Here is a 23,776-nt window from a genome sequence, read left to right on the forward strand (position 1 = left end):
CCCCTTTGACCGGGAGGTTTTCCCATGTACTTCCTCGCCGCTGAGGGTGGTGAGACGACCCACAACCCGATCATTCCTGTCTGGCAGGAGATCGTGGTCGGGCTGGTCGCCTTCGGTGTCCTCTGCTTCGTGCTGATGAAGTTCGTCTTCCCGCGCATGGAGCAGACGTTCCAGGCCCGGGTGGACGCGATCGAGGGCGGCATCAAGCGAGCCGAGGCCGCGCAGGCCGAGGCGAACCAGCTGCTCGAGCAGTACCGGGCCCAGCTCGCGGAGGCGCGTACCGACGCCGCCAAGATCCGTGACGACGCCCGGGCCGACGCCGAGGGCATCCGCCAGGACATCCTCGCCAAGGCGCGCGAGGAGTCCGACCGGATCATCGCCGCCGGCAAGGAGCAGCTCGCCGCGGAGCGGGCCACCATCGTGCGCGAGCTGCGCACCGAGGTCGGCACCATCGCGGTGGACCTGGCCAGCAAGATCGTCGGTGAGTCGCTGGCCGACGAGGCGCGTCGCAAGGGCACCGTGGACCGGTTCCTGAGCGGCCTCGAGAGCACGGGGGCCCGCTGATGCAGGCCGCCAGCCGGGAGTCGTACTCCGCCGGGGCCGAGCGCCTCGACGCGTACGCCCGCGGCGCGGAGCCGTCGGCGGTGGCCTCCACCGCCGACGACATCCTCTCCGTCGCCGCCCTGCTGCGGCGTGAGCCGCGGCTGCGCCGGGCGCTGTCCGACCCGGCGCGCTCGGGTGAGGACCGCACCACTCTGCTCACCGGAATCCTGAGCGGCAAGGTCGGCGCGGACGCGCTCGACCTGCTCGCCGCGCTGGTCTCCGGCCGTTGGTCGGCCCCGTCGGAGCTGCTCGACGGCGTCGAGCGGCTCGGCGTGGAGGCGCTCCTGGCGAGCGCCGAGGCGACCGGCGACCTGGGCGAGGTCGAGGACGAGCTGTTCCGATTCGGGCAGGTCGTCTCCGGCTCCGGCGAGCTTTCCAACGCGCTCTCCGACCCGATGGCCCCTGTGCAGCGGCGGGCCGAACTGGCCCAGCAGCTGCTCGCCGGCAAGGCCCGCCCGGTCACCGTCCGCCTCGTCGAGGCCGCGCTCGCCGGCTTCGGGGGACGCTCCCTCACCGGTGCGCTCGCCCGGCTGGTCGAGCTGGCCGCCGACCGGCGGGAGCGTCAGGTCGCGTACGTGACCGTGGCGGCTCCGCTGAACGACGAGGAGGAGCGACGCCTCGGCGCCCGCCTCTCCCAGATGTACGGTCGGGAGATGTCCGTCAAGCAGACGGTCGACCCCGACGTGCTCGGCGGAGTGCGCGTACAGGTCGGATCCGACCTGTACGACGGGACCGTCCTGCGCCGCCTCAACGAGACCCGTAACGCGCTCGCGAAGCGCTGACCAGCGTCTTAGCAGCCCTGATTCGACGCCATCGGACCGGTCGGTACTAGGTATCCCGGGCCCCTGATACTTAAGGAAGCAGAGGATGGCCGAGCTGACCATCTCGACGGAGGAGATCCGCGGCGCCCTGGAGCGCTACGTCTCCTCCTACACGGCCGACGTCTCCCGCGAGGAGGTCGGCACCGTCGCCGACGCCGGTGACGGCATCGCCCACGTCGAGGGTCTCCCCTCGACCATGACCAACGAACTCCTGGAGTTCGAGGACGGCACGCTCGGCGTGGCGCTGAACCTCGACGTCCGGGAGATCGGTGTCGTCGTCCTCGGTGACTTCGGCGGGATCGAAGAGGGTCAGCGCGTCAAGCGCACCGGCCGGGTGCTCTCCGTGCCCGTCGGCGACGCGTTCCTCGGCCGCGTGGTGAACGCGCTCGGCGAGCCGATCGACGGCCTCGGCGACATCGCCAACGAGGGCTTCCGCGAGCTGGAGCTCCAGGCCCCGAACGTGATGTCCCGCAAGTCGGTCGACGAGCCGCTGCAGACGGGCATCAAGGCCATCGACGCGATGACCCCGGTCGGCCGCGGCCAGCGCCAGCTGATCATCGGTGACCGCAAGACCGGCAAGACCACCGTCGCGCTGGACACCATCCTGAACCAGCGCGAGAACTGGCGCTCCGGCGACCCGAAGAAGCAGGTTCGCTGCATCTACGTCGCGATCGGCCAGAAGGCCTCCACCATCGCCTCCATCAAGGGGACGCTGGAGGAGGCGGGCGCGATGGAGTACACCACCATCGTCGCCTCCCCGGCCTCCGACCCGGCCGGCTTCAAGTACCTCGCCCCCTACACCGGCTCGTCCATCGGACAGCACTGGATGTACGGCGGCAAGCACGTCCTGATCGTCTTCGACGACCTGAGCAAGCAGGCCGAGGCGTACCGCGCCGTGTCGCTGCTGCTGCGCCGCCCGCCGGGCCGCGAGGCCTACCCGGGTGACGTCTTCTACCTGCACTCGCGTCTGCTGGAGCGCTGCGCCAAGCTCTCCGACGAGCTGGGCGGCGGCTCGATGACCGGTCTGCCGATCATCGAGACCAAGGCGAACGACATCTCGGCGTTCATCCCGACCAACGTCATCTCCATCACCGACGGCCAGATCTTCCTGGAGACCGACCTGTTCAACCAGGGCGTCCGGCCGGCCATCAACGTCGGCACCTCGGTCTCCCGGGTCGGTGGCGCCGCGCAGGTGAAGCCGATGAAGAAGGTCGCCGGCTCGCTGCGGCTGAACCTGGCCCAGTTCCGTGAGCTGGAGGCGTTCGCCGCCTTCGCCTCCGACCTGGACCGGGCCTCCCGGGCCCAGCTGGACCGCGGTTCCCGCCTGGTCGAGCTGCTCAAGCAGCCGAACTACTCGCCGTACCCGGTGCAGGAGCAGGTCGTCTCCGTCTGGGCCGGCACCGAGGGCAAGCTCGACGACGTCCCGGTCGGCGAGGTCCGCCGCTTCGAGTCGGAGTTCCTGCAGTACCTCCGGCACAAGCACGAGGGCGTCCTGGCCGGGATCGCGGACAACAAGTGGGACGACGACATCATCTCCTCGCTCGACTCCGCGATCGCCGAGTTCAAGAAGGTCTTCCTGGGCAAGGAGGACGAGGTCCGGGTCAACGACGCGCCGGCCAAGCCGCTGGAGGGCGAGGAGACCCGCGAGACGGTGACCCGCTTCCGCGACGGCAGCACCGACCGCCCGGCCGAGAGCTGATCCGATGGCCGCCCAGGTACGCGTTCTCCGGCAGCGGATCCGTTCCGCCAAGGGGATGAAGAAGATCACCAAGGCGATGGAGCTCGTCGCGACGAGCCGCATCGCCAAGGCCCAGGCCAAGGTGGCGGCCTCGCTGCCGTACGCCGAGGCGATCACCGGCGTGCTGACGGCGCTGGCCTCGAACGCGCGGATCGACCACCCGCTGCTCACCCCGCGCGAGCGGGTGCGGCGGGCGGGCGTCCTGCTGGTCACCGCCGACCGGGGCCTGGCCGGTGGTTACAGCTCGAACGCGATCCGGACCGCCGAGTCGCTGATCGCCCGCCTGCGCGCCGACGGCAAGGAGCCCGTGCTCTACGTCATCGGCCGCAAGGGCGTGGCGTTCTACCGGTTCCGCAACCGGGAGATCGCCGCCAGCTGGACGGGCTTCTCCGAGCAGCCGACGTTCGAGGACGCCCGCGAGGTCGGTGAGACGCTGATCAAGGCGTTCACCGCGGGCGCGGACGACACGGACAACGACGCCGGCGCCGACGGGATCCTCGGCGTGGACGAGCTGCACATCGTCTACACCGAGTTCAAGTCCCTGATGACGCAGAACCCGGTGACCCGGATCGTCGGTCCGATGCAGGTCGAGGACCGGCCCCGGTCCGAGGGCCTGCTGCCGGCGTACGAGTTCGAGCCGGAGCCGGAGTCGCTGCTCGACGCCCTGCTGCCGAAGTACATCAACACGCGGATCTTCGCGGCGTTGCTGGAGTCGGCGGCCAGTGAGTCGGCCGCCCGCCGGCGGGCGATGAAGAGCGCCACCGACAACGCCGAAGAGATGATCGAGAAGTACACGCGTGAGATGAACTCGGCCCGTCAGGCCGGCATCACCCAGGAGATCAGTGAGATCGTCGGCGGCGCGAACGCGCTGGCCGCGTCGGGAAGTGAAGTGTGATGACTGTATCCGCAGTTGAGACCAAGACGGCCACGGGTCGCGTGGTCCGGGTCATCGGCCCGGTCGTCGACGCCGAGTTCCCGCGCGACGCCATGCCAGGGCTGTTCAACGCCCTGCACGTCAACGTGACGCTCTCCGGCGGCGAGAAGACGCTGACCCTGGAGGTCGCCCAGCACCTGGGTGACAACCTGGTCCGCGCCATCTCGATGCAGCCGACCGACGGCCTGGTCCGCGGCACCGAGGTGCGCGACACCGGTGCGCCGATCAGCGTGCCGGTGGGCGACGCGGTCAAGGGCCACGTGTTCAACGCGATCGGCGAGTGCCTCAACCTCGCCGAGGGCGAGACCATCCAGGCCGACGACCGGTGGGGCATCCACCGCAAGGCCCCGGCCTTCGCCGACCTGGAGCCGAAGACCGAGATGCTGGAGACCGGCATCAAGGTCATCGACCTGCTCGCCCCGTACGTCAAGGGCGGCAAGATCGGCCTGTTCGGCGGCGCGGGCGTGGGCAAGACGGTGCTCATCCAGGAGATGATCACCCGTGTTGCCCGGAACTTCGGTGGTACCTCGGTCTTCGCCGGCGTGGGTGAGCGCACCCGCGAGGGCAACGACCTCATCGCCGAGATGACCGAGTCGGGCGTCATCGACAAGACCGCGCTGGTCTACGGCCAGATGGACGAGCCGCCGGGCACCCGCCTGCGGGTCGCGCTGTCCGCGCTGACCATGGCGGAGTACTTCCGTGACGTGAAGAAGCAGGAGGTGCTGCTCTTCATCGACAACATCTTCCGCTTCACCCAGGCCGGTTCCGAGGTCTCCACGCTGCTCGGCCGTATGCCGAGCGCCGTGGGTTACCAGCCGACCCTGGCCGACGAGATGGGCGAGCTCCAGGAGCGGATCACCTCCGTCCGGGGCCAGGCCATCACCTCGATGCAGGCGATCTACGTGCCCGCCGACGACTACACCGACCCGGCGCCGGCCACCACGTTCGCCCACCTCGACGCGACCACCAACCTGGAGCGGTCGATCTCCGACAAGGGCATCTACCCGGCCGTGGACCCGCTGGCGTCCTCGTCCCGGATCCTCGCCCCGGAGTTCGTCGGCGAGGAGCACTTCGCCGTCGCCACCGAGGTGAAGCGGATCCTGCAGCGCTACAAGGACCTGCAGGACATCATCGCCATCCTCGGTATCGAGGAGCTCTCCGAGGAGGACAAGCTCACCGTCGGCCGCGCCCGCCGGATCGAGCGGTTCCTCTCGCAGAACACGTACGCGGCGGAGCAGTTCACCGGCGTGGCCGGCTCGACGGTCCCGATCGCCGAGACCATCGACGCCTTCCGCCGGATCAGCGAGGGGGAGTTCGACCACTTCCCGGAGCAGGCGTTCTTCATGTGCGGCGGCCTGGACGACCTTCGGGCCAAGGCCAAGGAGCTGATGGGCGAGGAGGGCTGAGAGCCCGCTCACACCCACGAGGGCCGTCCCGGCGAAAGCCGGGGCGGCCTTCGCCTGTTCAGGGCCCTGCACTACCAGATGCCCGGTTCTCCGGCAAGCGGTTCACCGCATCGCGCGGTACCGTTCCTGACACGACTTCACATCCCGGCCGTTGATCTCTGCAACCAAACGGACCCCCGCGCCCGTCTTCCTACCCGTGGGCGCGACGATTGGAGATGCTCGTGGCTGGTAAGGGCGGCGCGGATCGCGGGAAGCGGTCCATGTGGCGCGGCGTGCCCCGGTGGGCCCGCGTCTGCACGATCCTGGGCATCGTCATGGTGGTGCTCAGCGGCTCCGTGCTGATCGGCTCCCGCGCCCTGGTCGCCCGCTACGAGGGATCGGTGGGCAAGGCCGACCTCTTCGGTGACCAGGCCGCCGGCGCCAACGAGAAGAAGAGCGACATCAAGGGCCCGCTCAACATCCTGCTCGTCGGCGTGGACCCCCGGACGTCGACCGCCCGCCCGCTGGCCGACTCGATCATGGTCCTGCACGTGCCCGCCACCATGGACCGCGGCTATCTCTTCTCGCTCCCACGCGACCTGCGGGTGGACATCCCGGCCTTCCCCAAGGCCGACTACGCGGGCGCCAACGACCGGCTCAACGCGGCCATGTCGCACGGCAGCAACGTACCCGGGCAGAACCCCAGCACCGCACAGGGCTTCGAACTGCTCGCCAAGACCGTGCAGGACGTCACCGGCATCAAGCGCTTCGACGCCGGCGCGATCATCAACTTCAGCGGTTTCAAGAAGATCGTCGACGCCATGGGCGGTGTCGACATGTACATCGAGCGGGAGGTGCGCTCCGAGCACCTCCAGCCGGACGGCACGCCGCGCCAGCTCCGGCCCGGCGGCGGTGGCTACCTCGGCCCGCAGGCGGTGTACAAGAAGGGCAACGCCCACCTGGAGGGCTGGCAGGCGCTGGACTACGTCCGGCAGCGCTACCCGAAGAACGGCGTGCCGGACGGCGACTACGGGCGGCAGCGGCACCAGCAGCAGTTCGTCAAGGCGATGGCGAGCCAGGCGTTCAGCGCCGACGTGGTGACCAACCCGGTCAAGCTGGACCGGGTGCTGCGCGCGGCCGGCAAGTCGCTGGTCTTCAACGGGCGCGGCAACAGCGTGGTGGACTTCGGGCTGGCCCTGAAGGACATCCGCCCGGACGCGATCGAGACGATCAAGCTGCCGGGCGGGGGGATCGGCACCGGCAGCAACTACCGGGGTGAGCAACTGCTCGAACCGGCGGAGGACTTCTTCACCGCACTGCGTACCGAACAGCTCGACGCATTCCTGCTGGAGCACCCCGATTTCGTCCAGAAGACCAAGTAGCCTGAGCGGGTGCGGGGCCGTGGTGGTCCGGCTCTCACCACCCGCGTTGGGTGGGCTGCGGGGGCGCGACTAGACTTTCGGCAATCCGCCGCCGCAGCAAGGAGACAGCGTGGCACAACAGCTTCACGTCGAGCTCGTAGCCGTCGAGGAGAAGGTCTGGACCGGCGAGGCCGAGATGGTCGTCGCCCGGACGACCGAGGGTGAGCTCGGTGTGCTGCCGGGGCACGCACCTCTGCTCGGCCAGCTCGCCGAACCCAGCCAGGTACGCATCAAGCAGGCCGGGGGCCAGCAGGTCGCGTACGACGTGGCCGGCGGCTTCCTGTCGGTGACCGGCGAGGGCGTCACTGTCCTCGCCGAGAGCGCAACCCCCGCCACCCCGGCCCGCTGAGCCGACCCGCCGATGGAGATCGTCGAAGGGATCGGAATCGGCGTCGCGATCGTCGTCGTCGCGCTTCTGATCCTCTTCATCCGGCGGGCCCTGTTCACGCGTAGCGGTGGCATCATCCGGCTCAGCGTCCGGGTCAACACGATCCTCGACGGTCGTGGCTGGTCACCCGGGTTCGGTCGCTTCGTGGGCGACGAGCTCCGCTGGTATCGCATGTTCAGCTTCGCGCTGCGCCCCAAGCGGGTGCTCTCGCGTAAGGGGCTGGCGGTCGAGCGCCGTCGGCTGCCCGAGGCGCAGGAGCGCATGTCCATGCCCGCCGAGTGGGTGATCCTGCGCTGTACCAGCCACCACGCGCCGATCGAGATCGCCATGGCGCGATCCACCGTTACCGGATTCCTGTCCTGGCTCGAGGCCGCCCCACCCGGGGCGGTCTCGCCGCGTCTGGCCTCCCAGGACTGGCCCGCCGCCTGACTCCCGCCCCCGTCACCGGGTCGCGGTGAGGCCTTAGCTGCCGCCGATCTTGGGCTTCTGGCGCCCAGGATGCCCGCTTCGCGCCCTTCGCGAGGCACCACAACTCCAAGACCGCCGAACCGTCCCTGGCGGGCGTCCGCGATCTTGCACTTCGGTACCCCGCAAACCGTGCAAACAGGGCACCCGGCGGCCTCAAATCGCAAGATCGCGGATGCCCCCGAGTGCCCGCTCCCCCTCCCGCCCCCTCGGCCAGCCCTGCCCTGGGTGGGTCGATCATGAGGTTGGCGGCGTTTGGTGTCCGTTTTGTCGCCGTCAACCTCATGATCGACGGCGCAGGGAGGTGGGGTGTCCGGTTCGGGGGTGGTGGGCGGCACTCTGACGGTGGAATCGTCGGCGGGTGGGTGGCGTTGTAACCGGGTGAACGACCGAGCACCGGCCGAGCCCCGCAAGAGGCCGCGTTGCCTGCGGGAACAGCCCCGGGCTGTCGGTCGTTGAGTTCGGTTCTGGCGACGTGAGCCGCGGGGAATGATCCCGGTGGGCTGGTCGTTGAACACGGTTCCGACGACGTGAACCCCGCGCCGCCCCCTCGGGAATGGTGGCGGGTGGTGGGTCGTTGGACATGCTTCCGGCGCCGCGACGTGGCCCCCCTGCCCCGCGGGCAGCCGGATCCCTCAAGACTTTGAGCGCCTGACGGTGCCCGCGCATCCCGTCCCCCGGGTGCGTCGACCCCCGAATGGAGCATTTCTGATGAACACGATTCTGCGGAAGAGCATTCTGGGTGTTGCTGGTCTGGCTTTCACCGGTGGTGTGTTCGCCGGTCCGGTCGCCGCTCACGCGGCGGAGACCACCACGCATGCGAAGCCGGTGTCTGTGACGGTGCAGGGTGACAAGCTGATCCCGCATGGTGTGCAGGGCGCCCAGTCGCGTATCGACCTCGACGACGAGCAGACCAAGAATGTGAAGGCGATCATCGCGGCGACGAAGAAGGCGGGCATGGACGAGCGTGCCGCGGTCGTGTCGATCGCGACGGCGTTGCAGGAGTCGAAGCTGGAGAACCTCGGCCACCTCGGCGACCGCAACGACCACGACTCGCAGGGCCTGTTCCAGCAGCGTCCGTCCAGCGGGTGGGGCACGGTGGAGCAGATCACCGACCCCGAGTACTCGACCACGGCGTTTCTGAAGGGTCTGAAGCAGGTCGACGGCTGGCAGGACATGCCGCTGACCAAGGCCGCCCAGACCGTCCAGGTGTCCGCTTACCCGGACCACTACGCCCAGTGGGAGCAGCAGGCCGCCGACCTCGTCGCCCAGCACTGGAACAAGTAAGACACACGCGTGAAGGCCGGCACCCCGAACCCGGGGTGCCGGCCCTTTCACGTCTGCGCGACCAGTTCGACCTCGTACCCCTGCCCGTCGGTGAGGTAGGCGGCGTAGCTGTCCGGTCCGCCCGCGTGCGGGTGCCGGTCCGGGAACAGCAGCGTCCAGCCGTACTCTCCGGCGGCAGTGACCAGGCGCTCGACGGCGGCCGGCGGGCCGACGTGGAAGGCCAGGTGGTTCAGGCCGGGCGCGCACCTGTCGTGGGTGCGGCCGGTGAGCGCCGGTGACTCCTCCAGCACGATGTACGTCGCGCCGAGCCGCCAGGACCGGCCGGCGGGCCAGTCCTGGTAAAGCGTCCAGCCCAGCTCGCCGAGAAGCCAGCCCCAGGAACGACTGGCCGCCGCCAGGTCGGGTACCCACACCTCCACGTGATGGAGGCCGCCGATGGTCAGCGCTTCCCGCCCGGTACCCATAGCACGTCGCCGTCCGGATTTGCCGTTCTCGAGAGGATAAAGAGCAAATCGGAGAGCCGGTTGAGATACTTTGCCGGGAGGGGACTGGTCCGATCGGGGTCGTGTGCGACCAGCGCCCATGCCGCACGCTCGGCGCGCCGGGCGGTCGTCCGTGCCACGTGCAGCAGTGCCGCGCCCGCGGTGCCGCCGGGGAGGATGAAGGAGTCGAGCTTGCTCAGGCGCGCGTTGTACTCGTCGCACCAGCCCTCGAGGCGCTCGACGTACTCCTCGGTCACCCGCAGCGGCGGGTACTTCGGGTCCGGCTCGACCGGTGTCGCCAGGTCCGCACCGACGTCGAACATGTCGTTCTGCACGGACTCCAGTACGGCCCGCAGCTCGTCCGAGAGCTGCCCCAGAGCGAGCGCGACGCCAATCGAGGCGTTGCACTCGTCCACGTCCGCGTACGCGGCGATGCGCGGATCGGTCTTCGGCACCTGCTCGTTGTTGCTCAGCCTGGTCATGCCGGCGTCGCCGGCCTTGGTGTAGATGCGCGTGAGGTGGACGGCCATGACGCACAGCCTACGGATACCGGAACTGACGATCCCGGCCCGGCCGAGTCCGGTGGGGCCGGGTGACGCGGGAGATCCGGCGCTCAACGACGTCGACGTCATCCGGGTACGCGGTGACGCCCGGCTCGACGGCACCGTGCACGTGGTGGGTGCGAAGAACTCCGCGCTGAAACTGATGGCCGCCGCGCTGCTCGCGCCCGGCCGCAGCCTGATCACCAACGTGCCCCGGATCACCGACATCGCGATCATGGGCGAGGTGCTGCGGCGGCTCGGCTGCGGCGTACGGTTCGGCCCGGACGACCCGGTCGACCCGATGGTGGCCCACGGCGGTGTGGAGCGGTCCCGTTCGGTGCTCATCGACGTGCCGGAGCGGCCGGGCGCGGAGGCCGACTACGACCTGGTTCGCCGGCTGCGCGCGTCGATCTGCGTGCTCGGCCCGCTGCTGGCCCGCCGGGGGTACGTCCGGGTGGCCCACCCCGGCGGCGACGCCATCGGCTCGCGCGGGCTGGACATGCACATCGCCGGGCTGGCCCGGATGGGCGCGGAGATCTCCGGTGAGCACGGCTTCGTCATCGCCGAGGCGCCGGACGGGCTGCACGGCGCCGACATCGTGCTGGACTTCCCGAGCGTGGGCGCGACCGAGAACCTGGTCATGGCGGCGGTGCTGGCCCGGGGCGCCACGACGATCGACAACGCGGCCCGGGAGCCGGAGATCGTCGACATCTGCACCATGCTGACCCGGATGGGCGCGCGGATCGAAGGGGCCGGCACGTCGACGCTGCACATCGTCGGCGTACCCGAGCTGCGGCCGGTCCGGCACGCCACGGTGGGGGACCGGATCGTCGCCGGCACCTGGGCGTTCGCCGCCGCGATGACCCGCGGGGACGTGACGGTGACCGGCCTGGATCCGGCGTACCTGGAGGTCGCGCTGGACAAGCTGGTCGCGGCCGGCGGCCTGGTGGAGACCCGGGGCGACGCCTTCCGGGTACGCATGGACGACCGCCCCCGGGCGGTCGACGTGGTCACGCTGCCCTACCCGGGCTTCGCCACCGACCTGCTGCCGATGGCGATCGGGCTGGCGGCGGTCAGCGAGGGCGGCTCACTGATCACCGAGAACATCTTCGACGGCCGGTTCATGTTCGCCAACGAGATGATGCGGCTGGGCGCGGAGATCCGTACCGATGGTCACCACGCCCTGGTGTGCGGCCGGGAGCGGCTGTCCGGCGCCCCGGTACGCGCCACCGACATCCGGGCCGGCGCCGGCCTGATCATCGCCGGGCTCTGCGCCGACGGGCTCACCGAGGTCTCGCACGTGCACCACGTCGACCGGGGCTACCCGGACTTCGTGGCCGACCTGCGCGCGCTCGGCGTCGAGGTGGAGCGTGGCACCGCGCCGGAGGAGCCGGACCTGGCCATCTGACGGCCGGGGCTTATCCCTCGTTAAGTAGGGTTCTCCCAGACGTTGCAGAACACGGCGAGGGAGAAGCAGATGGCGGGTCGACTCGCGGTCGTCGGTGCCGGGCTGATGGGCTCGGGCATCGCCCAGGTGGCGGCGCAGGCGGGCTGGCAGGTGACGCTGCGCGACATCGACGACGCGGCCACGAAGCGCGGCGTGGACGGCATCCGGAAGTCGCTGACGAAGTTCGCCGAGAAGGGCAAGATCGAGGCGTCCGACGTCGAGGCGACGCTGGCCCGGATCACCCCGACCACCGAGCTGGAGGCCGCCGCCGACGCGGACATCGTGGTCGAGGCGGTCTTCGAGAAGATCGAGATCAAGCACGAGGTGTTCCGCGCGCTCGACAAGATCTGCAAGGCGGACGCGGTGCTCGCCACCAACACGTCGGCCATCCCGGTGACCCAGATCGCCACCGCCACCGAGCGCCCGGAGTCGGTCGTCGGCACGCACTTCTTCTCGCCGGTGCCGATGATGAAGCTCTGCGAGCTGGTACGCGGCTACAAGACCAGCGACGCGACGATGGACACCGTCAAGTCGTTCGCCGAGGAGATCGGCAAGACCGTTGTGGTGGTCAACCGGGACATCGCCGGTTTCGTCACCACCCGGCTGATCTGCGCGCTGGCGATGGAGGCGGTCAAGCTCGTGGAGTCCGGCGTGATCTCCGCCGAGGACCTGGACACCGCCTGCAAGCTGGGCTTCGGCCACGCCATGGGCCCGCTCGCGACGGTCGACCTGACCGGCGTGGACGTGCTGCTCAACGCCACGCGCAACATCTACACCGACACCGCCGACGAGAAGTTCTTCCCGCCGGAGCTGCTCCAGCGCATGGCCACCGCCGGTGACCTGGGCCGCAAGACCGGCCAGGGCTTCTACTCGTACTGACCGGCCCGTCCCGCCCCCGGCCCGCACGGCCGGGGGCGGTTCACGTCCGGGGCGGGCTGAGCGCGGTGCCGATCAGCGCGAACGCGTCCGGGATGACCGTGCCCCAGTAGCCGAAGTTGTGCCGCCCGTCGGCCCAGGCGGCGCGTACCGGCTCCTCGGGCAGCGCCCGGGCCAGCGCGCGGACGTCGGAGAGGAAGTTGTCCTGCCGGCCGCACCAGAGCCCGACCGGGGTTCCGCGCAGCTTCTTCACGCCGGTGAAGACCGCGTCGCCGGGGCTCACCGCGGGGGAGAAGGCCGCCGCCATCCGCAGCCACTTCGGGTACGTCTCGGCCAGCAGCAACGCGCCGAAGCCCCCCATCGACCAGCCCCACACGGCCAGCCGGCTGCTGTCGAACCCGCGCCGGGCACACCAGGTGGGTACCTCCTCGCGCACCATCCGCTGCGGGTCGTCGTCACCGGCCGCGCGCCAGGACAGCCGCCCGCCGGCGGCGCCCGCGAGCGCGAACGGCGGGGCGCCCCGGCGTACCGCGTCGGTGAGGAAGCGGGCCAGCCCGAACCGGCCGTAGTCGCGCGGGGTGGCCGACGCGCCGTGCAGCACCAGGCAGACGGGCAGGCCGCGGCCGTCGCCGTACCCCTCGGGCACCGCGGTCCAGAAGTCCACCTCGCGGCCGCGCGCGGCGGACGCGATGCGGATGAGCCGCTCGTCGCCGGGCGGCGCGTCCGGCAGGGCCGGGGCCGGTCCCGGGCGGGGGCCGGCCAGTTGCCGGGCGGCCAGACCGCCGACCAGGCCGACCCCGGCGGTCCCGGCGGCGGCGGTGAGCACCGTCCGCCGGGTCAGCGTGTGTGCCATGCCGGCGAGTGTGCCATCCGGTACGCGTCGCGGGGGAGCCGCGCGACCTCTCCTTCACGGTGCCGGGACGGCCGCCGCGGGCCTGCTGTCCGGCTCACCGGTGCCCGGCGCGGTCCGGCGCAGGCCGGGGGTGAGCACGACGGTGGCGGCCAGGGCCACGGCGGCGAGCAGCGCGACGGCGCGCGACGGCGTGACCAGGTCGGCGAGCGCCCCGGCGAGCGCGGCGCACACCGCCTGCGCGGCGAGCATGCCGTTGCCGTGCAGGCCGAGCACCTGGCCCCGGGCCTCGGGCGGCGAGTGGGCGATCAGCCGTTCCTGCATCGGCAGGGTGGAGGCGTAGCCGACCGACGCGACGAGCGCGACGGCCATGGCCACCGGCAGCGGCGGCGACAGCAGGATCAGCAGGTACGGCAGGGGGAGCAGCACCCGCAGCGGATGGATCCACCTCTCGCGGAGGGCGGGGGACAGGAACCGCCCCACCACCACGTCCCCGGCCAGCATGCCGAGTGCGGCGGCGGCGAGCAGGAAGCCGGCGCGGTCGGCGGCGTACGGGACGAACAGCGCCTCGCAGCCGACGATCAGGCCGCCCGGCACCCAGAGGTTGAGCAGGAGAGACCGGCGGCCGGGGTCGGCCCAGAGCACCCGGTTCACGCGCAGCGTGCGGGTAACCGTCACCCGCTCGCTGGTCCGGGCCGGACGCTCGGTGAGCCCGAACCATCCCACCGCGGCGGACACCGCCCGCAGGACCAGCGCCAGCAGGAACACCTGGTACGGGCTCAGCCACACCAGCAGGACGCCGGCCAGCCCGAATCCGGCGATCTGCATGACGCCGACGCTCGTGTTCATCGTGGCCCGGGCCAGCACGTAGGCGTTCACCGGCACGATGTCGGTGAGCAGCGCCCACTTGGCGCCGGCGGCGACCGAGCCCACGTACGCGTTGCCGAAGATGATCGCGAAGCGGGCCCACAGCGGCAGTCCGGGCACCGCCTGGAGCGCCGCGCCGACGGTGGCGAGCAGGGCGGCGAAGGCCATCGCCCGGCGCGGCGGCACGCTGTCCGCGGCGGACAGCAGCGTCAGGCTGCCGAGGACTCCGGCCAGCGGCGCCCCGAACATGCTCAGCGCGGTGAGCAGCGCCGAGCCGGTCGACGCGTAGGTCAGCGCGCCCAGGGCCAGCGCCGACGTGGTGTGTGCGGCGATCCCGGCGCAGTTGGCCAGGAACAGGTTGCGGAACTCCCGGACCGCGAACAGTTCTGCGTACGTTCTCACCCGGGCATGGTCGGCTGGTCGTCGGCGGAATCCATAGACTTACGTCTGGAGGCGAAACGTGGGCGTCTGGCAGGTGCCGTCCGACCTGGTCGCGCGGAGTCGTTTCACGGTGTCGCCGATGGCCGAGACCGTCGGCGCGCTGAAGGCGCTGCGCCATCCGAAGGTCCCCTGGGAGCAGGCCTGGCGACGGCCGCACGTCGACGCGTTCCGGGAGATGCTTGCTGCCCGACCGGTGGTCCGGGCGCTGGTGGAGGCGTCGTTCGGCCTTCGGTGGGTAGCGGACTTCCTCACCATCGCGCCCGCCTCGGCGGACCCGACGTTCGCCGGGGAACTGACGGCCGTCGAGCGGTTGTCCGACGAGCGGATCCGGGCCGATCTGCGTGCCACCCGGCCGGGCCCGCTGGCGGCCGAACTGCTCGCGGACGGGCTCACCGGGCAGGTCGTGGAACTGCTCGACTGGATCTGGACGCACACCGTCGCGCCGGAGTGGCCGGAGCGGGAACGCCGGCTGCGGGCGGACATCGTGGCCCGTACCGCCGCCCTGAGCACCCGCGGCCTGGCCGGGGCGATCGTCGACATCAACCGCAACGTTCGGTGGCTGGGCGACGGCCGCCTCCAGGTCAACGACTACCCGGAGCCGCCGCTGTCGCTGCACGCGGCCGAGCAACTGGTCTTCCTGCCGGCCCACTGCCGCCGCGGCTGGGTGGTCTGGGACGCGCCGGCCCGGTTCGGGATGGTCTATCCGGCGCGCGGGATCCTGGTCGACCCCACCTCACCGGCGCCCGGCGGCCTGGCCCGGCTGATCGGCGCGAACCGGGCCGGCATCCTGGCCCGGCTGGAGGCGCCGCTGAGCACCTCGCAGCTCGTGGTGGTGACCGGGCTGTCCCTGGGCACGGTCAGCGACCACCTGCGGGTGCTGCTCGACGCGGGCGCGGTCGCCAAGCGGCGGTCCGGGCGCGAGGTGCTCTACTGGCGTACGCCGCTGGGCACCGCACTCGTCGACGGCGAATGAGCGGTGATCAGCCGTCGCGCTTGGTGGTCCAGCGGAACGTGGTCAGGCAGAGCACCAGGCCGATGACGCACCACGCGCCGAGCACCAGCGCGACGGTGCCCAGCTCGAACGAGCCGCCCGGCTCGCGGGCGCCGAAGCTGTCCGGCAGGAAGACCGAGCGCAGCCCCTGGCACATCCACTTGAGCGGGAAGATCGCCGCGACCTGCTGCATCCAGGTGGGCAGGCTGGTGAAGACGAAGAACACGCCGGAGATGAACTGGAGCACGAGCGCGACCGGGGTGACCACGGCCGAGCCGCTGCGGGCGGTGCGGGCCAGGGACGAGATGGCGATGCCGCACAGCGTGCAGGCGGTGATGCCGAGCACGGAGACCCAGCCGAACGTCAGCCACTTGGCGGTGGTCTGCGGCAGGTCCAGGTCGAACATCGCCACCGAGACGGCGAGCAGCAGCACGGTCTCGGCGATGCCGATGACCACCACCATGATCACCTTGCCGGCGAACCAGACCCACTTCGGCATCGGCGTGCCGCGGTAGCGTTTGAGCACGCCGCGGTCCCGCTCGATCGGGATCCAGATGCCGAGGTTCTGGAAGCTCACAGTCATCAGGCCGGTCGCGATCATGCCGGTGATGAAGTACTGCGTGTAGCTGACCCCCGGAGCGATCTCGTCGCTGAAGATCGCCGCGAAGATCAGGATCATGATGATCGGGAAGCCCATCGTGAACACGACGGACTCCCGGCTGCGCAGGAACTGGGTGATCTCCAGCCGTCCCTGACGCAGCGCCAGCGCGCCGGCGCCGGGCCGCCGGGCCGAGGTGGCGACGACCGGGGCCGCCGGCTTCGTCGTGGTGGTCATGAGTGTCCGATCATCCGCAGGTAGACGTCTTCCAGGGTCGGCCGGGTCACGGTGAGGCCGGGCACCTCGCCGCCGAAGCGCGCGGCCAGGTCGGCCACCAGCGCCGTCGGCGTCGCGGTCTCCGCCGAGGCCGGCGTCCCGTCGGGGGTACGCCAGGAGACGGTCGCCAGCGACTCCTGCCGGTTGCCCAGCGCGTTCGGCGGCGCGACCTCGATCACCCGCCCGGCGGCGATCACGCCGACCCGGTCGGCGAGCGCCTCGGCCTCGTCCAGGTAGTGGGTGGTGAGCACGATCGTGGTGCCGGCGGCGGACAGGTCCCGGATCAGCTCCCAGAACTCGCGCCGGGCCTCCGGGTCGAAGCCGGTGGTCGGCTCGTCGAGGAAGAGCAGCTCGGGGCGGCCGACGATGCCCAGCGCCACATCCAGGCGGCGCTTCTGCCCGCCGGAGAGGGTGTGCGTACGCGCCTTGGCCTTGGCGCCCAGCCCGACCCGCTCGACCACCTTGTCCGGGTCGTCGGCGCCCGGGTAGAAGCCGGAGAAGTGGCGGACCACCTCGATGACGCTGAGCTCGTCGAACTCACCGGTGCCCTGGAGCACGATGCCGACGCGCGAGCGCCAGCCGGCGTCGGGGTGGGCGGGGTCGGCGCCGAGCACGCGTACCTCGCCGGCGTCGCGCTGCCGGTAGCCCTCCAGGATCTCGACCGTCGTGGTCTTGCCGGCGCCGTTCGGGCCGAGCAGGGCGAACACCTCGCCCCGGCGGACGTCCAGGTCCACCGAGGCGACGGCGACGTTGTCGCCGTACGCCTTGCGCAGTCCTCGCACGGAAATCGCGAGCTCGTTCTCCATGGCGTCAAGTGTGCGTCGTGCGGTCGCCCGTTCCACTGCCGGGTCGGCTATATACGCGAGGTATACACTCGGTGTAGTCTCTGGTCATGACGGTTCCCCTGACCCTGCTCGGGCTGCTCGAACGCGAACCGAGCCACGGCTACGACCTCAAGCGCGACTACGACACCTTCTTCGGGCGCGGCAAGCCGCTGCCGTACGGGCAGGTCTACTCGACGCTGAGCCGGCTGGCCCGCGACGGCAAGGTGGTGGTCGGCGACGTCGCTCCCGGGGCCGGGCCGGACCGCAAGCGCTACGTCATCACCGACGTGGGCGCCACCGAGGTGGAGCACTGGCTGACCGAGCCGGTCGAGCCGGAACCACACCTGCAGACGCTGTTGTTCACCAAGGTCGTGCTCGCGCTGATGCTCGACCGCCCGGCCGAGGAGTACCTGGACACCCAGCGTGCCGCGCACCTGCGCCGGATGCGCGAACTCACGGAGATCAAACGCAGCGGCGAACTCGTCGACGTGATGCTGGCCGACCACGGCCTCTACCACCTCGAGGCGGACCTGCGGTGGATCGAGACGACGGGCGCCCGGCTGGACGCCCTGAGAAAGGCGGTACGGCCATGAGCCCGATGATCGAGGCACGCGACGTCACGTACGCGTTCGGCGAGACACCCGCCCTGCGCGGCGCGAGCCTCGCCGTGGGGGCCGGCGAGGTCGTCGCCGTGATGGGACCGAGTGGCTCCGGCAAGTCGACGTTGCTGCACTGCCTGGCCGGCATCCTGCGCCCCGACTCCGGTGAGGTCCGGTTCGACGGTGCCCGGATCGACACGCTCGGCGAGGCCGACCGCAGCGCGCTGCGCCGCGACAGCTTCGGCTTCGTCTTCCAGTTCGGTCAGCTCGTGCCGGAACTCACCGCGGCGGAGAACGTGGCGTTGCCGCTGCTGCTGCGCGGTGTCCGCCGCACTCCGGCGCTGCGGGCCGCGCGGGGCTGGTTCGAGCGGCTCGGCCTGGCCGGCATGGAGCACCGCCGCTCCGGCGAACTGTCCGGCGGGCAGGCCCAGCGGGTCGCGCTGGCTCGCGGCCTGGTCGCCGAGCCCCGGGTGCTGTTCGCCGACGAGCCCACCGGCGCGCTCGACTCGCTCACCGGCGAGGAGGTGATGACGCTGCTGGTGGACGCCGCCCGCGAGAAGGGCACCACAGTCGTCCTGGTGACGCACGAGGCGCGCATCGCCGCGTACGCCGACCGGGAGGTCATGGTGCGGGACGGCCGGGTCAACGCCCCTGCCGGGGTCGCCTCGTGATCGGGCTCGCGCTCCGGCTCGCCGTCGCCGGTGGCCGGGAGGCGCTGCTCCGGCTGGTCGCCGTCGCCGCCGCCGTCGCGGTCGGCACCGGGCTGCTGCTCACCACGCTCGCCGGTGTGCACGCCACCGACGCCCAGCTCACCCGCTACGCGTCGATGTACCCGCAGGAGACGGCCGACGCGTCCGCCGACCCGCTGCTGTGGTCCACCCGCACCGACTACTTCCGGGGCGATCAGATCCTCCGCATCGACGTCGCCGCGACCGGTCCGGACGCGCCCACGCCGATCGGCGTCCCCCGCGCGCCGGGGCCCGGCGAGTACTACGCCTCCCCGGCGCTGCGGAAGCTGCTGGCCACCACCCCCGCCGACCAGCTCGCCGACCGCTACCCGGGCCGGGACCTCGGCGTCGTCGGGCCGGCGGCGCTCACCTCGCCGGACACCCTGCTCGTTCTGGTCGGCGGCACCCCGGAGCAGGTCGGGAAGCTGGACCAGGTCAGGAAGGTCACCCGGCTCGACGACAACCGGGCTCCGCTGCCGAGGGCGGCGATCGACCTCATCCTCGGCGTGGCCGCGGGCGGACTGCTGTTTCCCGTACTCGTCTTCATCGGCACGGCGACCCGGCTCGGCGCCGCCCGCCGGGAGCAGCGGTTCGCCGCCATGCGGCTGGTCGGGGCCACGCCCCGGCAGATCTCGGTCGTCGCCGCCGTCGAGGCCGCGCTCGCGGCGGCGGCCGGCGCTGCGGCCGGCTTCGCGGCGTTCTTCGCGTTCCGCGGGCAGCTCGCCGGCATCCCGTTCACCGGCATGCCGTTCTTCCCCGGCGACATGGCCATCGGTGCGCCGGAGGCCCTCCTGGTGGCGCTCGGCGTGCCGGCGGGCGCGGCGGCCGCGGCCTGGATCGCGCTGCGCCGGGTCCGGATCTCCCCGCTCGGTGTCAGCCGCCGGGTCACGCCCCGGCCGCCCCGGATGTACCGGCTGATCCCGCTCGCGCTCGGCCTGGCCGGGCTGGGCTTCGCCCTGGTGTACCGGCCGCCCACGTCGGACGGCCAGACGGCGCTGTTCCTGCCCGCCCTGCTGCTGGTCATGGTGGGGCTGATCACCGGCGGCCCGTGGTTGACCATGGTCGGCGCCCGGGCGATGGCAGCCCGGGCCAGCCGGCCGGCCGCGCTGATCGCCGCGCGCCGGCTCGCCGACAACCCGGCCGCCGGGTTCCGGGCGGTGAGCGGCGTGATGCTCGCGTTGTTCGTCACGACGGTGGCCGTGGGCGTGATGGGGACGATCGCGTACGAGCGCGGTCCGGCGCCCCGGGGTTCCCTGGAGGCCGGCCGGCTGTCGATGGTGCTGACGGACGACGCCCCGGCGCCGGGCACGCTGCTGGCCGATCTGGCGGCGGTTCCCGGCGTCCGCAACCCGGTGCTCGTCCGGGAGAACCCGGTACGCGGTGACGGCCGCGACTCCGGAGTGATCGCCTGCGCGGACATCCCGCCCGCCTACGGGCGGTGCGCAGCCGGGGCGAGCGTCGCCGAGGTGCCGCCGGGCCTGATCCCCTGGCGGGAGTCTGCCTCGGCCGACCGGGTCTGGCCGTCGTCCCCGGTGGACCCGGTGGCCCTCGCGGGACTCCCGGCTGATTCGGTGGCGGTCGACGCGGAGGACCCGGTGGCGGTGGAGCGGGCCCGGACGGTCCTCGAAGCCGCGTTCCCCACCTTCTTCGTGGCCCCGAACGTGCCGGGCGACTTCGAGGCCGACTTCGCGGACACCATGCGGGGCTGGCAGCGGCTGGCCGACCTCGTCGTGGTGGCCGGTCTCGCGCTCGCCGGATGCAGCCTGGCCGTGGCGGTGGCGGCCGGTCTCAGTGAACGGAGGCGGCCGTTCAGCCTGCTGCGGCTCAGTGGTGCCCCGGTGCGGCTGCTGCGCCGCGTGGTGACGCTGGAGAGCGTGGTGCCGCTGCTGACCGTCGCCGTGGTCGCGGTCGGGATGGGACTGGCCGCCGCGCACCTGTTCCTGCGCGCGCAGATGGGCTACGACCTGCGCCTACCGGGGATCGGGTTCGCGGCGGTCATGGCCCTCGGCGTACTGGGCTGCCTCGCGGTGATCGCCGCGACCCTGCCGCTGCTGGAACGGATCACCGGTCCGGAGACCGCCCGCAGCGAGTGACCCGTACGGTGGGCCGGCAGCACGCCGGCCCACCGGCGCGGGCATCGGGTTGTGTGGTTTTCCACACTCTCTTTTACTGAACGGTAACTTAAACTCCGGCCATGGACGACGCGATGCCGGGACGGCTGCCCGAGCGGGACCGCCCGTGGGTGATGCGCACGTACGCCGGGCACTCCTCCGCCGCGGCCACCAACGCGCTCTTCCGCCGCAACCTGGCGAAGGGGCAGACCGGCCTGTCGGTCGCCTTCGACCTGCCCACCCAGACCGGGTACGACCCGGACCACGAGCTGGCCTCCGGTGAGGTGGGCCGGGTCGGCGTGCCGGTGGCGCACCTGGGCGACATGCGGGCGCTGTTCGAGGGCATCCCGCTCGCCGAGATGAACACCTCGATGACCATCAACGCCCCGGCGATGTGGCTGCTCGGCCTCTACGGCACCGTCGCCGCCGAGCAGGGCGCGGAGCTGAGCCGCTGCGCCGGCACGACGCAGAACGACATCATCAAGGAGTACCTGTCCCGGGGGACGTACATCTTCCCGCCCGCGGCGTCGCTGCGGCTGACCGCCGACGTGATCGCGTACACGCTGCGTGAGATGCCCCGGTGGAACCCGGTGAACATCTGCTCGTACCACCTCCAGGAGGCGGGCGCGACGCCGGTGCAGGAGGTCGGCTTCGCGCTCGCCACCGCGGTAGCCGTGCTCGACACCGTCCGCGACTCCGGCCAGGTGCCGCCCGAGCGGATGGGCGACGTGGTCCAGCGGATCTCGTTCTTCGTCAACGCCGGAGTGCGCTTCGTCGAGGAGATCGCCAAGATGCGCGCGTTCGGCGCGCTCTGGGACGAGATCACCCGCGACCGATACGGCGTGGAGAACCCGAAGCAGCGCCGGTTCCGCTACGGCGTCCAGGTCAACTCGCTGGGCCTGACCGAGGCGCAGCCGGAGAACAACATCCAGCGGATCGTGCTGGAGATGCTCGGTGTCACGCTGTCCCGCGACGCACGTGCCCGGGCGGTGCAGCTGCCCGCGTGGAACGAGGCGCTGGGCCTGCCCCGCCCGTGGGACCAGCAGTGGTCGCTGCGGATGCAGCAGGTGCTGGCGTACGAGTCGGACCTGCTGGAGTACCCGGACCTGTTCGCCGGCTCGCACGTGATGACCGCGCTGGTCGACGAGATCGTCTCCGGCGCCCGGGTCGAGCTGGAGAAGGTGCTGGAGATGGGCGGCGTGGTCACAGCCGTCGAGACCGGCTACCTCAAGAGCGCGCTCGTCGCCTCGCTCGCCGACCGGCGCCGGCGGATGGAGTCCGGCTCGGACGTGGTGATCGGCGTCAACCGGTTCACCGAGACCGAGCCGTCGCCGCTGACCGCGGCCGGCGCCGAGGCCATCGAGCAGGTGGACCCGGCTGTCGAGGAGGCGGCCACCGACGGCGTACGCCGGTGGCGGGCCGACCGGGACGCGGCGGCGGTCGAGGCGGCGCTGGACCGGCTGCGCGCGGATGCCGCCACCACGGCGAACCTGATGCCGGCGACGCTCGGATGTGTCCGGGCCGGTGTCACCACCGGCGAGTGGGCGGGCGCGCTGCGCCAGGTGTACGGCGAGTACCGCGCGCCGACCGGCCTGGCCGGGGCGGTCGGCACGGCCGGTGACGCGACCCTCGCCGGGGTCCGCGAGCGGGTCGTCGCGACCGCCCGGGAGCTGGGCAGCGGGCGGCTGCGGCTGCTGGTCGGCAAGCCGGGGCTGGACGGGCACTCCAACGGCGCGGAGCAGATCGCGGTACGCGCCCGCGACGCCGGTTTCGAGGTGGTCTACCAGGGCATCCGGCTGACCGCCGGGCAGATCGTCGCGGCGGCCGTGGAGGAGGACGTCGACCTGGTCGGCCTCTCCGTGCTGTCCGGCTCGCACCTGGCCGCCGTGCCGGCGGTGCTGGACGGGCTGCGCGCGGCCGGACGGGGCGACCTGCCGGTGGTGGTGGGCGGGATCATCCCGGCCGCGGACGCCGAGGCGCTGCGGTCCGCCGGGGTGGCCCGGGTGTTCACGCCGAAGGACTTCGCGCTCACCGGCATCATCGACGAACTGGTCACCGTGATCCGCGAGGCGAACGCGCTGGATCCGGCACGCTGAAAGCATCACAAAGCCTAAAGTCGGGGCAAGACACCCACTGAAGGGCGAGATGATGACCGCGTCGTTGGAGATGCCCCGGGTCCAGGAGTGCGCCGTCCGGTCCTGCGCCTACAACCACACGAACGACTGCCACGCGTTCGCCATCACGATCGGCAGCAGCGACCACGCGCACTGCCACACGTTCGTGGAGATGCCCGTGCGCGGTGGCATCGACCAGCTCGTAGCCCAGGTCGGTGCGTGCTCGCGCGCGGACTGCCGGCACAACGCCGACCTGGAGTGCCACGCCCCGGCCATCACCGTCGGCCCGGACATGGACCTGGCCGACTGCATGACCTACGAGAGCCGCTGAGCCGCCGCGGTCAGACGCGGAAACCGGCCTCCCGGGCGGCGGCGCGTTCCCGGCGCCGCTCCCGGCGGCGGCGGAACAGCCAGGGCACGAAGATCACCAGGCCGACCACGAACACCAGCACCAGCACCGGCAGCACCAGCGCCACCACCGACATCACCACGCTCGTCGCGTCCTCGGCGGTGCTGGCCACCGGCGCGCCCACACCGGCGGTGGTGGCGTTGATGACCGGCCGGGCGGCGGCCTTGAGCAGGTGCACGCCGAGCGCGATGAGCACGCCGACCACCACCGGCACCCACTGGTGCGTGGAGAAGAACGTATCCGGGTCGCTGACGGTGACCGTCTCCGAGCCGGCGCCCGCGCCGAACGCGAGCCCGCCCGCGGTCGGCCGGACCACCGTCTGCACCACGTCGTTGACGTGGTCGACCACAGGCACCTTGTCGGCCACCACCTCCACCGCGAGCAGCACCGCGAGGATCAGCACCACCCAGCCGTTGCCGAGCCACTGCCAACCGCTCGGCAGCTCGACCAGATCGGTGTAGCGGGACAGCAGACCCATCAGCAGAAGCGGGATGTAGGCGTTGAGGCCCGCCGAGGCGGCCAGACCGGAACCGGTGAGGACTTCGAGCACGATCTCAATATGGCACCGGTACGCCAGTG

General features: G+C 71.6%; 24 protein-coding genes. 17 read left to right on the plus strand and 7 right to left on the minus strand.

The window, feature by feature from the left end:
* The first annotated feature begins 24 nt into the window (after positions 1-24).
* The 9 genes from GA0070562_RS16965 to GA0070562_RS17005 all read left to right on the plus strand — a co-directional run bounded on the left by GA0070562_RS16965 (position 25) and on the right by GA0070562_RS17005 (position 9,042).
* Positions 25-564, plus strand: a complete 540-nt coding sequence (locus tag GA0070562_RS16965) for a F0F1 ATP synthase subunit B (protein ID WP_091422605.1) — start codon at positions 25-27, stop codon at positions 562-564.
* Positions 564-1,385, plus strand: coding sequence for a F0F1 ATP synthase subunit delta (locus tag GA0070562_RS16970; protein WP_091422608.1), 822 nt, complete (start codon positions 564-566; stop codon positions 1,383-1,385). The genes GA0070562_RS16965 and GA0070562_RS16970 overlap by 1 nt, the downstream gene beginning before the upstream one ends.
* A gap of 85 nt (positions 1,386-1,470) precedes the next feature.
* A complete protein-coding gene (gene atpA, locus GA0070562_RS16975; RefSeq protein ID WP_091422611.1) occupies positions 1,471-3,123 on the plus strand; it encodes a F0F1 ATP synthase subunit alpha in 1,653 nt (550 codons plus the stop codon).
* A 4-nt stretch (positions 3,124-3,127) separates the two neighbouring features.
* Positions 3,128-4,057: a F0F1 ATP synthase subunit gamma gene (locus tag GA0070562_RS16980; RefSeq protein ID WP_091422615.1), complete on the plus strand. Its 930-nt coding sequence runs from the start codon at positions 3,128-3,130 to the stop codon at positions 4,055-4,057.
* Positions 4,057-5,502: a F0F1 ATP synthase subunit beta gene (gene atpD, locus GA0070562_RS16985; RefSeq protein ID WP_091422619.1), complete on the plus strand. Its 1,446-nt coding sequence runs from the start codon at positions 4,057-4,059 to the stop codon at positions 5,500-5,502. The genes GA0070562_RS16980 and atpD overlap by 1 nt, the downstream gene beginning before the upstream one ends.
* Before the next feature lie 215 nt (positions 5,503-5,717).
* Complete coding sequence (locus tag GA0070562_RS16990) at positions 5,718-6,863, plus strand: LCP family protein (RefSeq protein WP_091422621.1); 1,146 nt, start codon at positions 5,718-5,720, stop codon at positions 6,861-6,863.
* 109 nt (positions 6,864-6,972) lie between these two features.
* Positions 6,973-7,251 carry a F0F1 ATP synthase subunit epsilon gene (locus tag GA0070562_RS16995; protein ID WP_047893558.1) on the plus strand — a complete coding sequence of 93 codons (279 nt, stop codon included), beginning with the start codon at positions 6,973-6,975 and terminating at the stop codon, positions 7,249-7,251.
* A gap of 12 nt (positions 7,252-7,263) precedes the next feature.
* Entirely contained in the window at positions 7,264-7,719 is a 456-nt protein-coding gene (locus GA0070562_RS17000; RefSeq protein ID WP_091422625.1) for a DUF2550 domain-containing protein, read from the plus strand.
* A gap of 747 nt (positions 7,720-8,466) precedes the next feature.
* Positions 8,467-9,042, plus strand: coding sequence for a hypothetical protein (locus GA0070562_RS17005; RefSeq protein WP_091422628.1), 576 nt, complete (start codon positions 8,467-8,469; stop codon positions 9,040-9,042).
* A gap of 47 nt (positions 9,043-9,089) precedes the next feature.
* Here GA0070562_RS17005 and GA0070562_RS17010 read toward each other — a convergent pair whose 3' ends face one another.
* Both GA0070562_RS17010 and GA0070562_RS17015 read right to left on the minus strand, forming a co-directional pair.
* Positions 9,090-9,506: a VOC family protein gene (locus tag GA0070562_RS17010; RefSeq protein ID WP_091422631.1), complete on the minus strand. Its 417-nt coding sequence runs from the start codon at positions 9,504-9,506 to the stop codon at positions 9,090-9,092.
* The gene (locus GA0070562_RS17015) at positions 9,482-10,054 is read right to left on the minus strand and encodes a cob(I)yrinic acid a,c-diamide adenosyltransferase (protein ID WP_013475364.1); all 573 of its coding nucleotides are present in this window, start codon (positions 10,052-10,054) and stop codon (positions 9,482-9,484) included. The genes GA0070562_RS17010 and GA0070562_RS17015 overlap by 25 nt, the downstream gene beginning before the upstream one ends.
* Here GA0070562_RS17015 and murA point away from each other — a divergent pair.
* Both murA and GA0070562_RS17025 read left to right on the plus strand, forming a co-directional pair.
* The gene (gene murA, locus GA0070562_RS17020) at positions 10,053-11,474 is read left to right on the plus strand and encodes a UDP-N-acetylglucosamine 1-carboxyvinyltransferase (protein WP_091422636.1); all 1,422 of its coding nucleotides are present in this window, start codon (positions 10,053-10,055) and stop codon (positions 11,472-11,474) included. The genes GA0070562_RS17015 and murA overlap by 2 nt on opposite strands.
* A 69-nt stretch (positions 11,475-11,543) precedes the next feature.
* Positions 11,544-12,392: a 3-hydroxyacyl-CoA dehydrogenase family protein gene (locus GA0070562_RS17025; RefSeq protein ID WP_091422640.1), complete on the plus strand. Its 849-nt coding sequence runs from the start codon at positions 11,544-11,546 to the stop codon at positions 12,390-12,392.
* A gap of 40 nt (positions 12,393-12,432) precedes the next feature.
* Here the strand turns inward: GA0070562_RS17025 and GA0070562_RS17030 are convergent, their stop codons facing one another.
* Positions 12,433-13,242, minus strand: a complete 810-nt coding sequence (locus tag GA0070562_RS17030) for an alpha/beta hydrolase (RefSeq protein ID WP_091422645.1) — start codon at positions 13,240-13,242, stop codon at positions 12,433-12,435.
* A gap of 54 nt (positions 13,243-13,296) precedes the next feature.
* Entirely contained in the window at positions 13,297-14,508 is a 1,212-nt protein-coding gene (locus GA0070562_RS17035; protein ID WP_091422649.1) for an MFS transporter, read from the minus strand.
* A gap of 118 nt (positions 14,509-14,626) precedes the next feature.
* Between GA0070562_RS17035 and GA0070562_RS17040 the strand changes: the two genes are divergently transcribed.
* A complete protein-coding gene (locus tag GA0070562_RS17040; protein WP_244255483.1) occupies positions 14,627-15,520 on the plus strand; it encodes an ArsR/SmtB family transcription factor in 894 nt (297 codons plus the stop codon).
* A gap of 7 nt (positions 15,521-15,527) precedes the next feature.
* On the opposite strand, the gene GA0070562_RS17045 is transcribed toward GA0070562_RS17040, so the two are convergent.
* Positions 15,528-16,373: an ABC transporter permease gene (locus tag GA0070562_RS17045; RefSeq protein ID WP_091422655.1), complete on the minus strand. Its 846-nt coding sequence runs from the start codon at positions 16,371-16,373 to the stop codon at positions 15,528-15,530.
* Entirely contained in the window at positions 16,370-17,218 is an 849-nt protein-coding gene (locus tag GA0070562_RS17050) for an ABC transporter ATP-binding protein (protein WP_091422658.1), read from the minus strand. The genes GA0070562_RS17045 and GA0070562_RS17050 overlap by 4 nt, the downstream gene beginning before the upstream one ends.
* Positions 17,219-17,304: 86 nt before the next feature.
* Here GA0070562_RS17050 and GA0070562_RS17055 point away from each other — a divergent pair, with 86 nt between their 5' ends.
* The 5 genes from GA0070562_RS17055 (at position 17,305) to GA0070562_RS17075 (ending at position 23,119) form a co-directional block, all read left to right on the plus strand.
* Positions 17,305-17,829, plus strand: a complete 525-nt coding sequence (locus GA0070562_RS17055) for a PadR family transcriptional regulator (protein ID WP_091422661.1) — start codon at positions 17,305-17,307, stop codon at positions 17,827-17,829.
* Positions 17,826-18,506, plus strand: coding sequence for an ABC transporter ATP-binding protein (locus GA0070562_RS17060; protein ID WP_091422666.1), 681 nt, complete (start codon positions 17,826-17,828; stop codon positions 18,504-18,506). The genes GA0070562_RS17055 and GA0070562_RS17060 overlap by 4 nt, the downstream gene beginning before the upstream one ends.
* On the plus strand, positions 18,503-20,656 hold the full coding sequence (locus tag GA0070562_RS17065) for an FtsX-like permease family protein (RefSeq protein ID WP_091422672.1): 2,154 nt from the start codon (positions 18,503-18,505) through the stop codon (positions 20,654-20,656). Before GA0070562_RS17060 ends, GA0070562_RS17065 begins: the two co-directional genes overlap by 4 nt.
* A gap of 101 nt (positions 20,657-20,757) precedes the next feature.
* On the plus strand, positions 20,758-22,770 hold the full coding sequence (locus GA0070562_RS17070; protein ID WP_091422674.1) for a protein meaA: 2,013 nt from the start codon (positions 20,758-20,760) through the stop codon (positions 22,768-22,770).
* Between the two features lie 52 nt (positions 22,771-22,822).
* Entirely contained in the window at positions 22,823-23,119 is a 297-nt protein-coding gene (locus GA0070562_RS17075) for a DUF1540 domain-containing protein (RefSeq protein ID WP_091423298.1), read from the plus strand.
* A gap of 10 nt (positions 23,120-23,129) precedes the next feature.
* Here the strand turns inward: GA0070562_RS17075 and GA0070562_RS17080 are convergent, their stop codons facing one another.
* Positions 23,130-23,747 (minus strand): DUF4126 domain-containing protein, encoded by a 618-nt coding sequence (locus tag GA0070562_RS17080; RefSeq protein WP_091422677.1) that lies wholly within the window; start codon positions 23,745-23,747, stop codon positions 23,130-23,132.
* Positions 23,748-23,776: the final 29 nt, after the last annotated feature.

This window comes from Micromonospora tulbaghiae (assembly GCF_900091605.1).
Classification (GTDB): Bacteria; Actinomycetota; Actinomycetes; order Mycobacteriales; family Micromonosporaceae; genus Micromonospora; species Micromonospora tulbaghiae.

Bases quoted from the DNA above. Each gene is read 5' to 3' on its own strand.
- GA0070562_RS16965 (WP_091422605.1), top strand. From the start codon at position 25: ATGTACTTCCTCGCCGCTGAGGGTGGTGAGACGACCCACAACCCGATC.
- GA0070562_RS16970 (WP_091422608.1), top strand. From the start codon at position 564: ATGCAGGCCGCCAGCCGGGAGTCGTACTCCGCCGGGGCCGAGCGCCTC.
- atpA (WP_091422611.1), top strand. From the start codon at position 1,471: ATGGCCGAGCTGACCATCTCGACGGAGGAGATCCGCGGCGCCCTGGAG.
- GA0070562_RS16980 (WP_091422615.1), top strand. From the start codon at position 3,128: ATGGCCGCCCAGGTACGCGTTCTCCGGCAGCGGATCCGTTCCGCCAAG.
- atpD (WP_091422619.1), top strand. From the start codon at position 4,057: ATGACTGTATCCGCAGTTGAGACCAAGACGGCCACGGGTCGCGTGGTC.
- GA0070562_RS16990 (WP_091422621.1), top strand. From the start codon at position 5,718: ATGCTCGTGGCTGGTAAGGGCGGCGCGGATCGCGGGAAGCGGTCCATG.
- GA0070562_RS17000 (WP_091422625.1), top strand. From the start codon at position 7,264: ATGGAGATCGTCGAAGGGATCGGAATCGGCGTCGCGATCGTCGTCGTC.
- GA0070562_RS17005 (WP_091422628.1), top strand. From the start codon at position 8,467: ATGAACACGATTCTGCGGAAGAGCATTCTGGGTGTTGCTGGTCTGGCT.
- GA0070562_RS17010 (WP_091422631.1), bottom strand. From the start codon at position 9,506: ATGGGTACCGGGCGGGAAGCGCTGACCATCGGCGGCCTCCATCACGTG.
- murA (WP_091422636.1), top strand. From the start codon at position 10,053: ATGACGCACAGCCTACGGATACCGGAACTGACGATCCCGGCCCGGCCG.
- GA0070562_RS17015 (WP_013475364.1), bottom strand. From the start codon at position 10,054: ATGGCCGTCCACCTCACGCGCATCTACACCAAGGCCGGCGACGCCGGC.
- GA0070562_RS17025 (WP_091422640.1), top strand. From the start codon at position 11,544: ATGGCGGGTCGACTCGCGGTCGTCGGTGCCGGGCTGATGGGCTCGGGC.
- GA0070562_RS17030 (WP_091422645.1), bottom strand. From the start codon at position 13,242: ATGGCACACACGCTGACCCGGCGGACGGTGCTCACCGCCGCCGCCGGG.
- GA0070562_RS17040 (WP_244255483.1), top strand. From the start codon at position 14,627: ATGGCCGAGACCGTCGGCGCGCTGAAGGCGCTGCGCCATCCGAAGGTC.
- GA0070562_RS17045 (WP_091422655.1), bottom strand. From the start codon at position 16,373: ATGACCACCACGACGAAGCCGGCGGCCCCGGTCGTCGCCACCTCGGCC.
- GA0070562_RS17050 (WP_091422658.1), bottom strand. From the start codon at position 17,218: ATGGAGAACGAGCTCGCGATTTCCGTGCGAGGACTGCGCAAGGCGTAC.
- GA0070562_RS17055 (WP_091422661.1), top strand. From the start codon at position 17,305: ATGACGGTTCCCCTGACCCTGCTCGGGCTGCTCGAACGCGAACCGAGC.
- GA0070562_RS17060 (WP_091422666.1), top strand. From the start codon at position 17,826: ATGAGCCCGATGATCGAGGCACGCGACGTCACGTACGCGTTCGGCGAG.
- GA0070562_RS17070 (WP_091422674.1), top strand. From the start codon at position 20,758: ATGGACGACGCGATGCCGGGACGGCTGCCCGAGCGGGACCGCCCGTGG.
- GA0070562_RS17075 (WP_091423298.1), top strand. From the start codon at position 22,823: ATGACCGCGTCGTTGGAGATGCCCCGGGTCCAGGAGTGCGCCGTCCGG.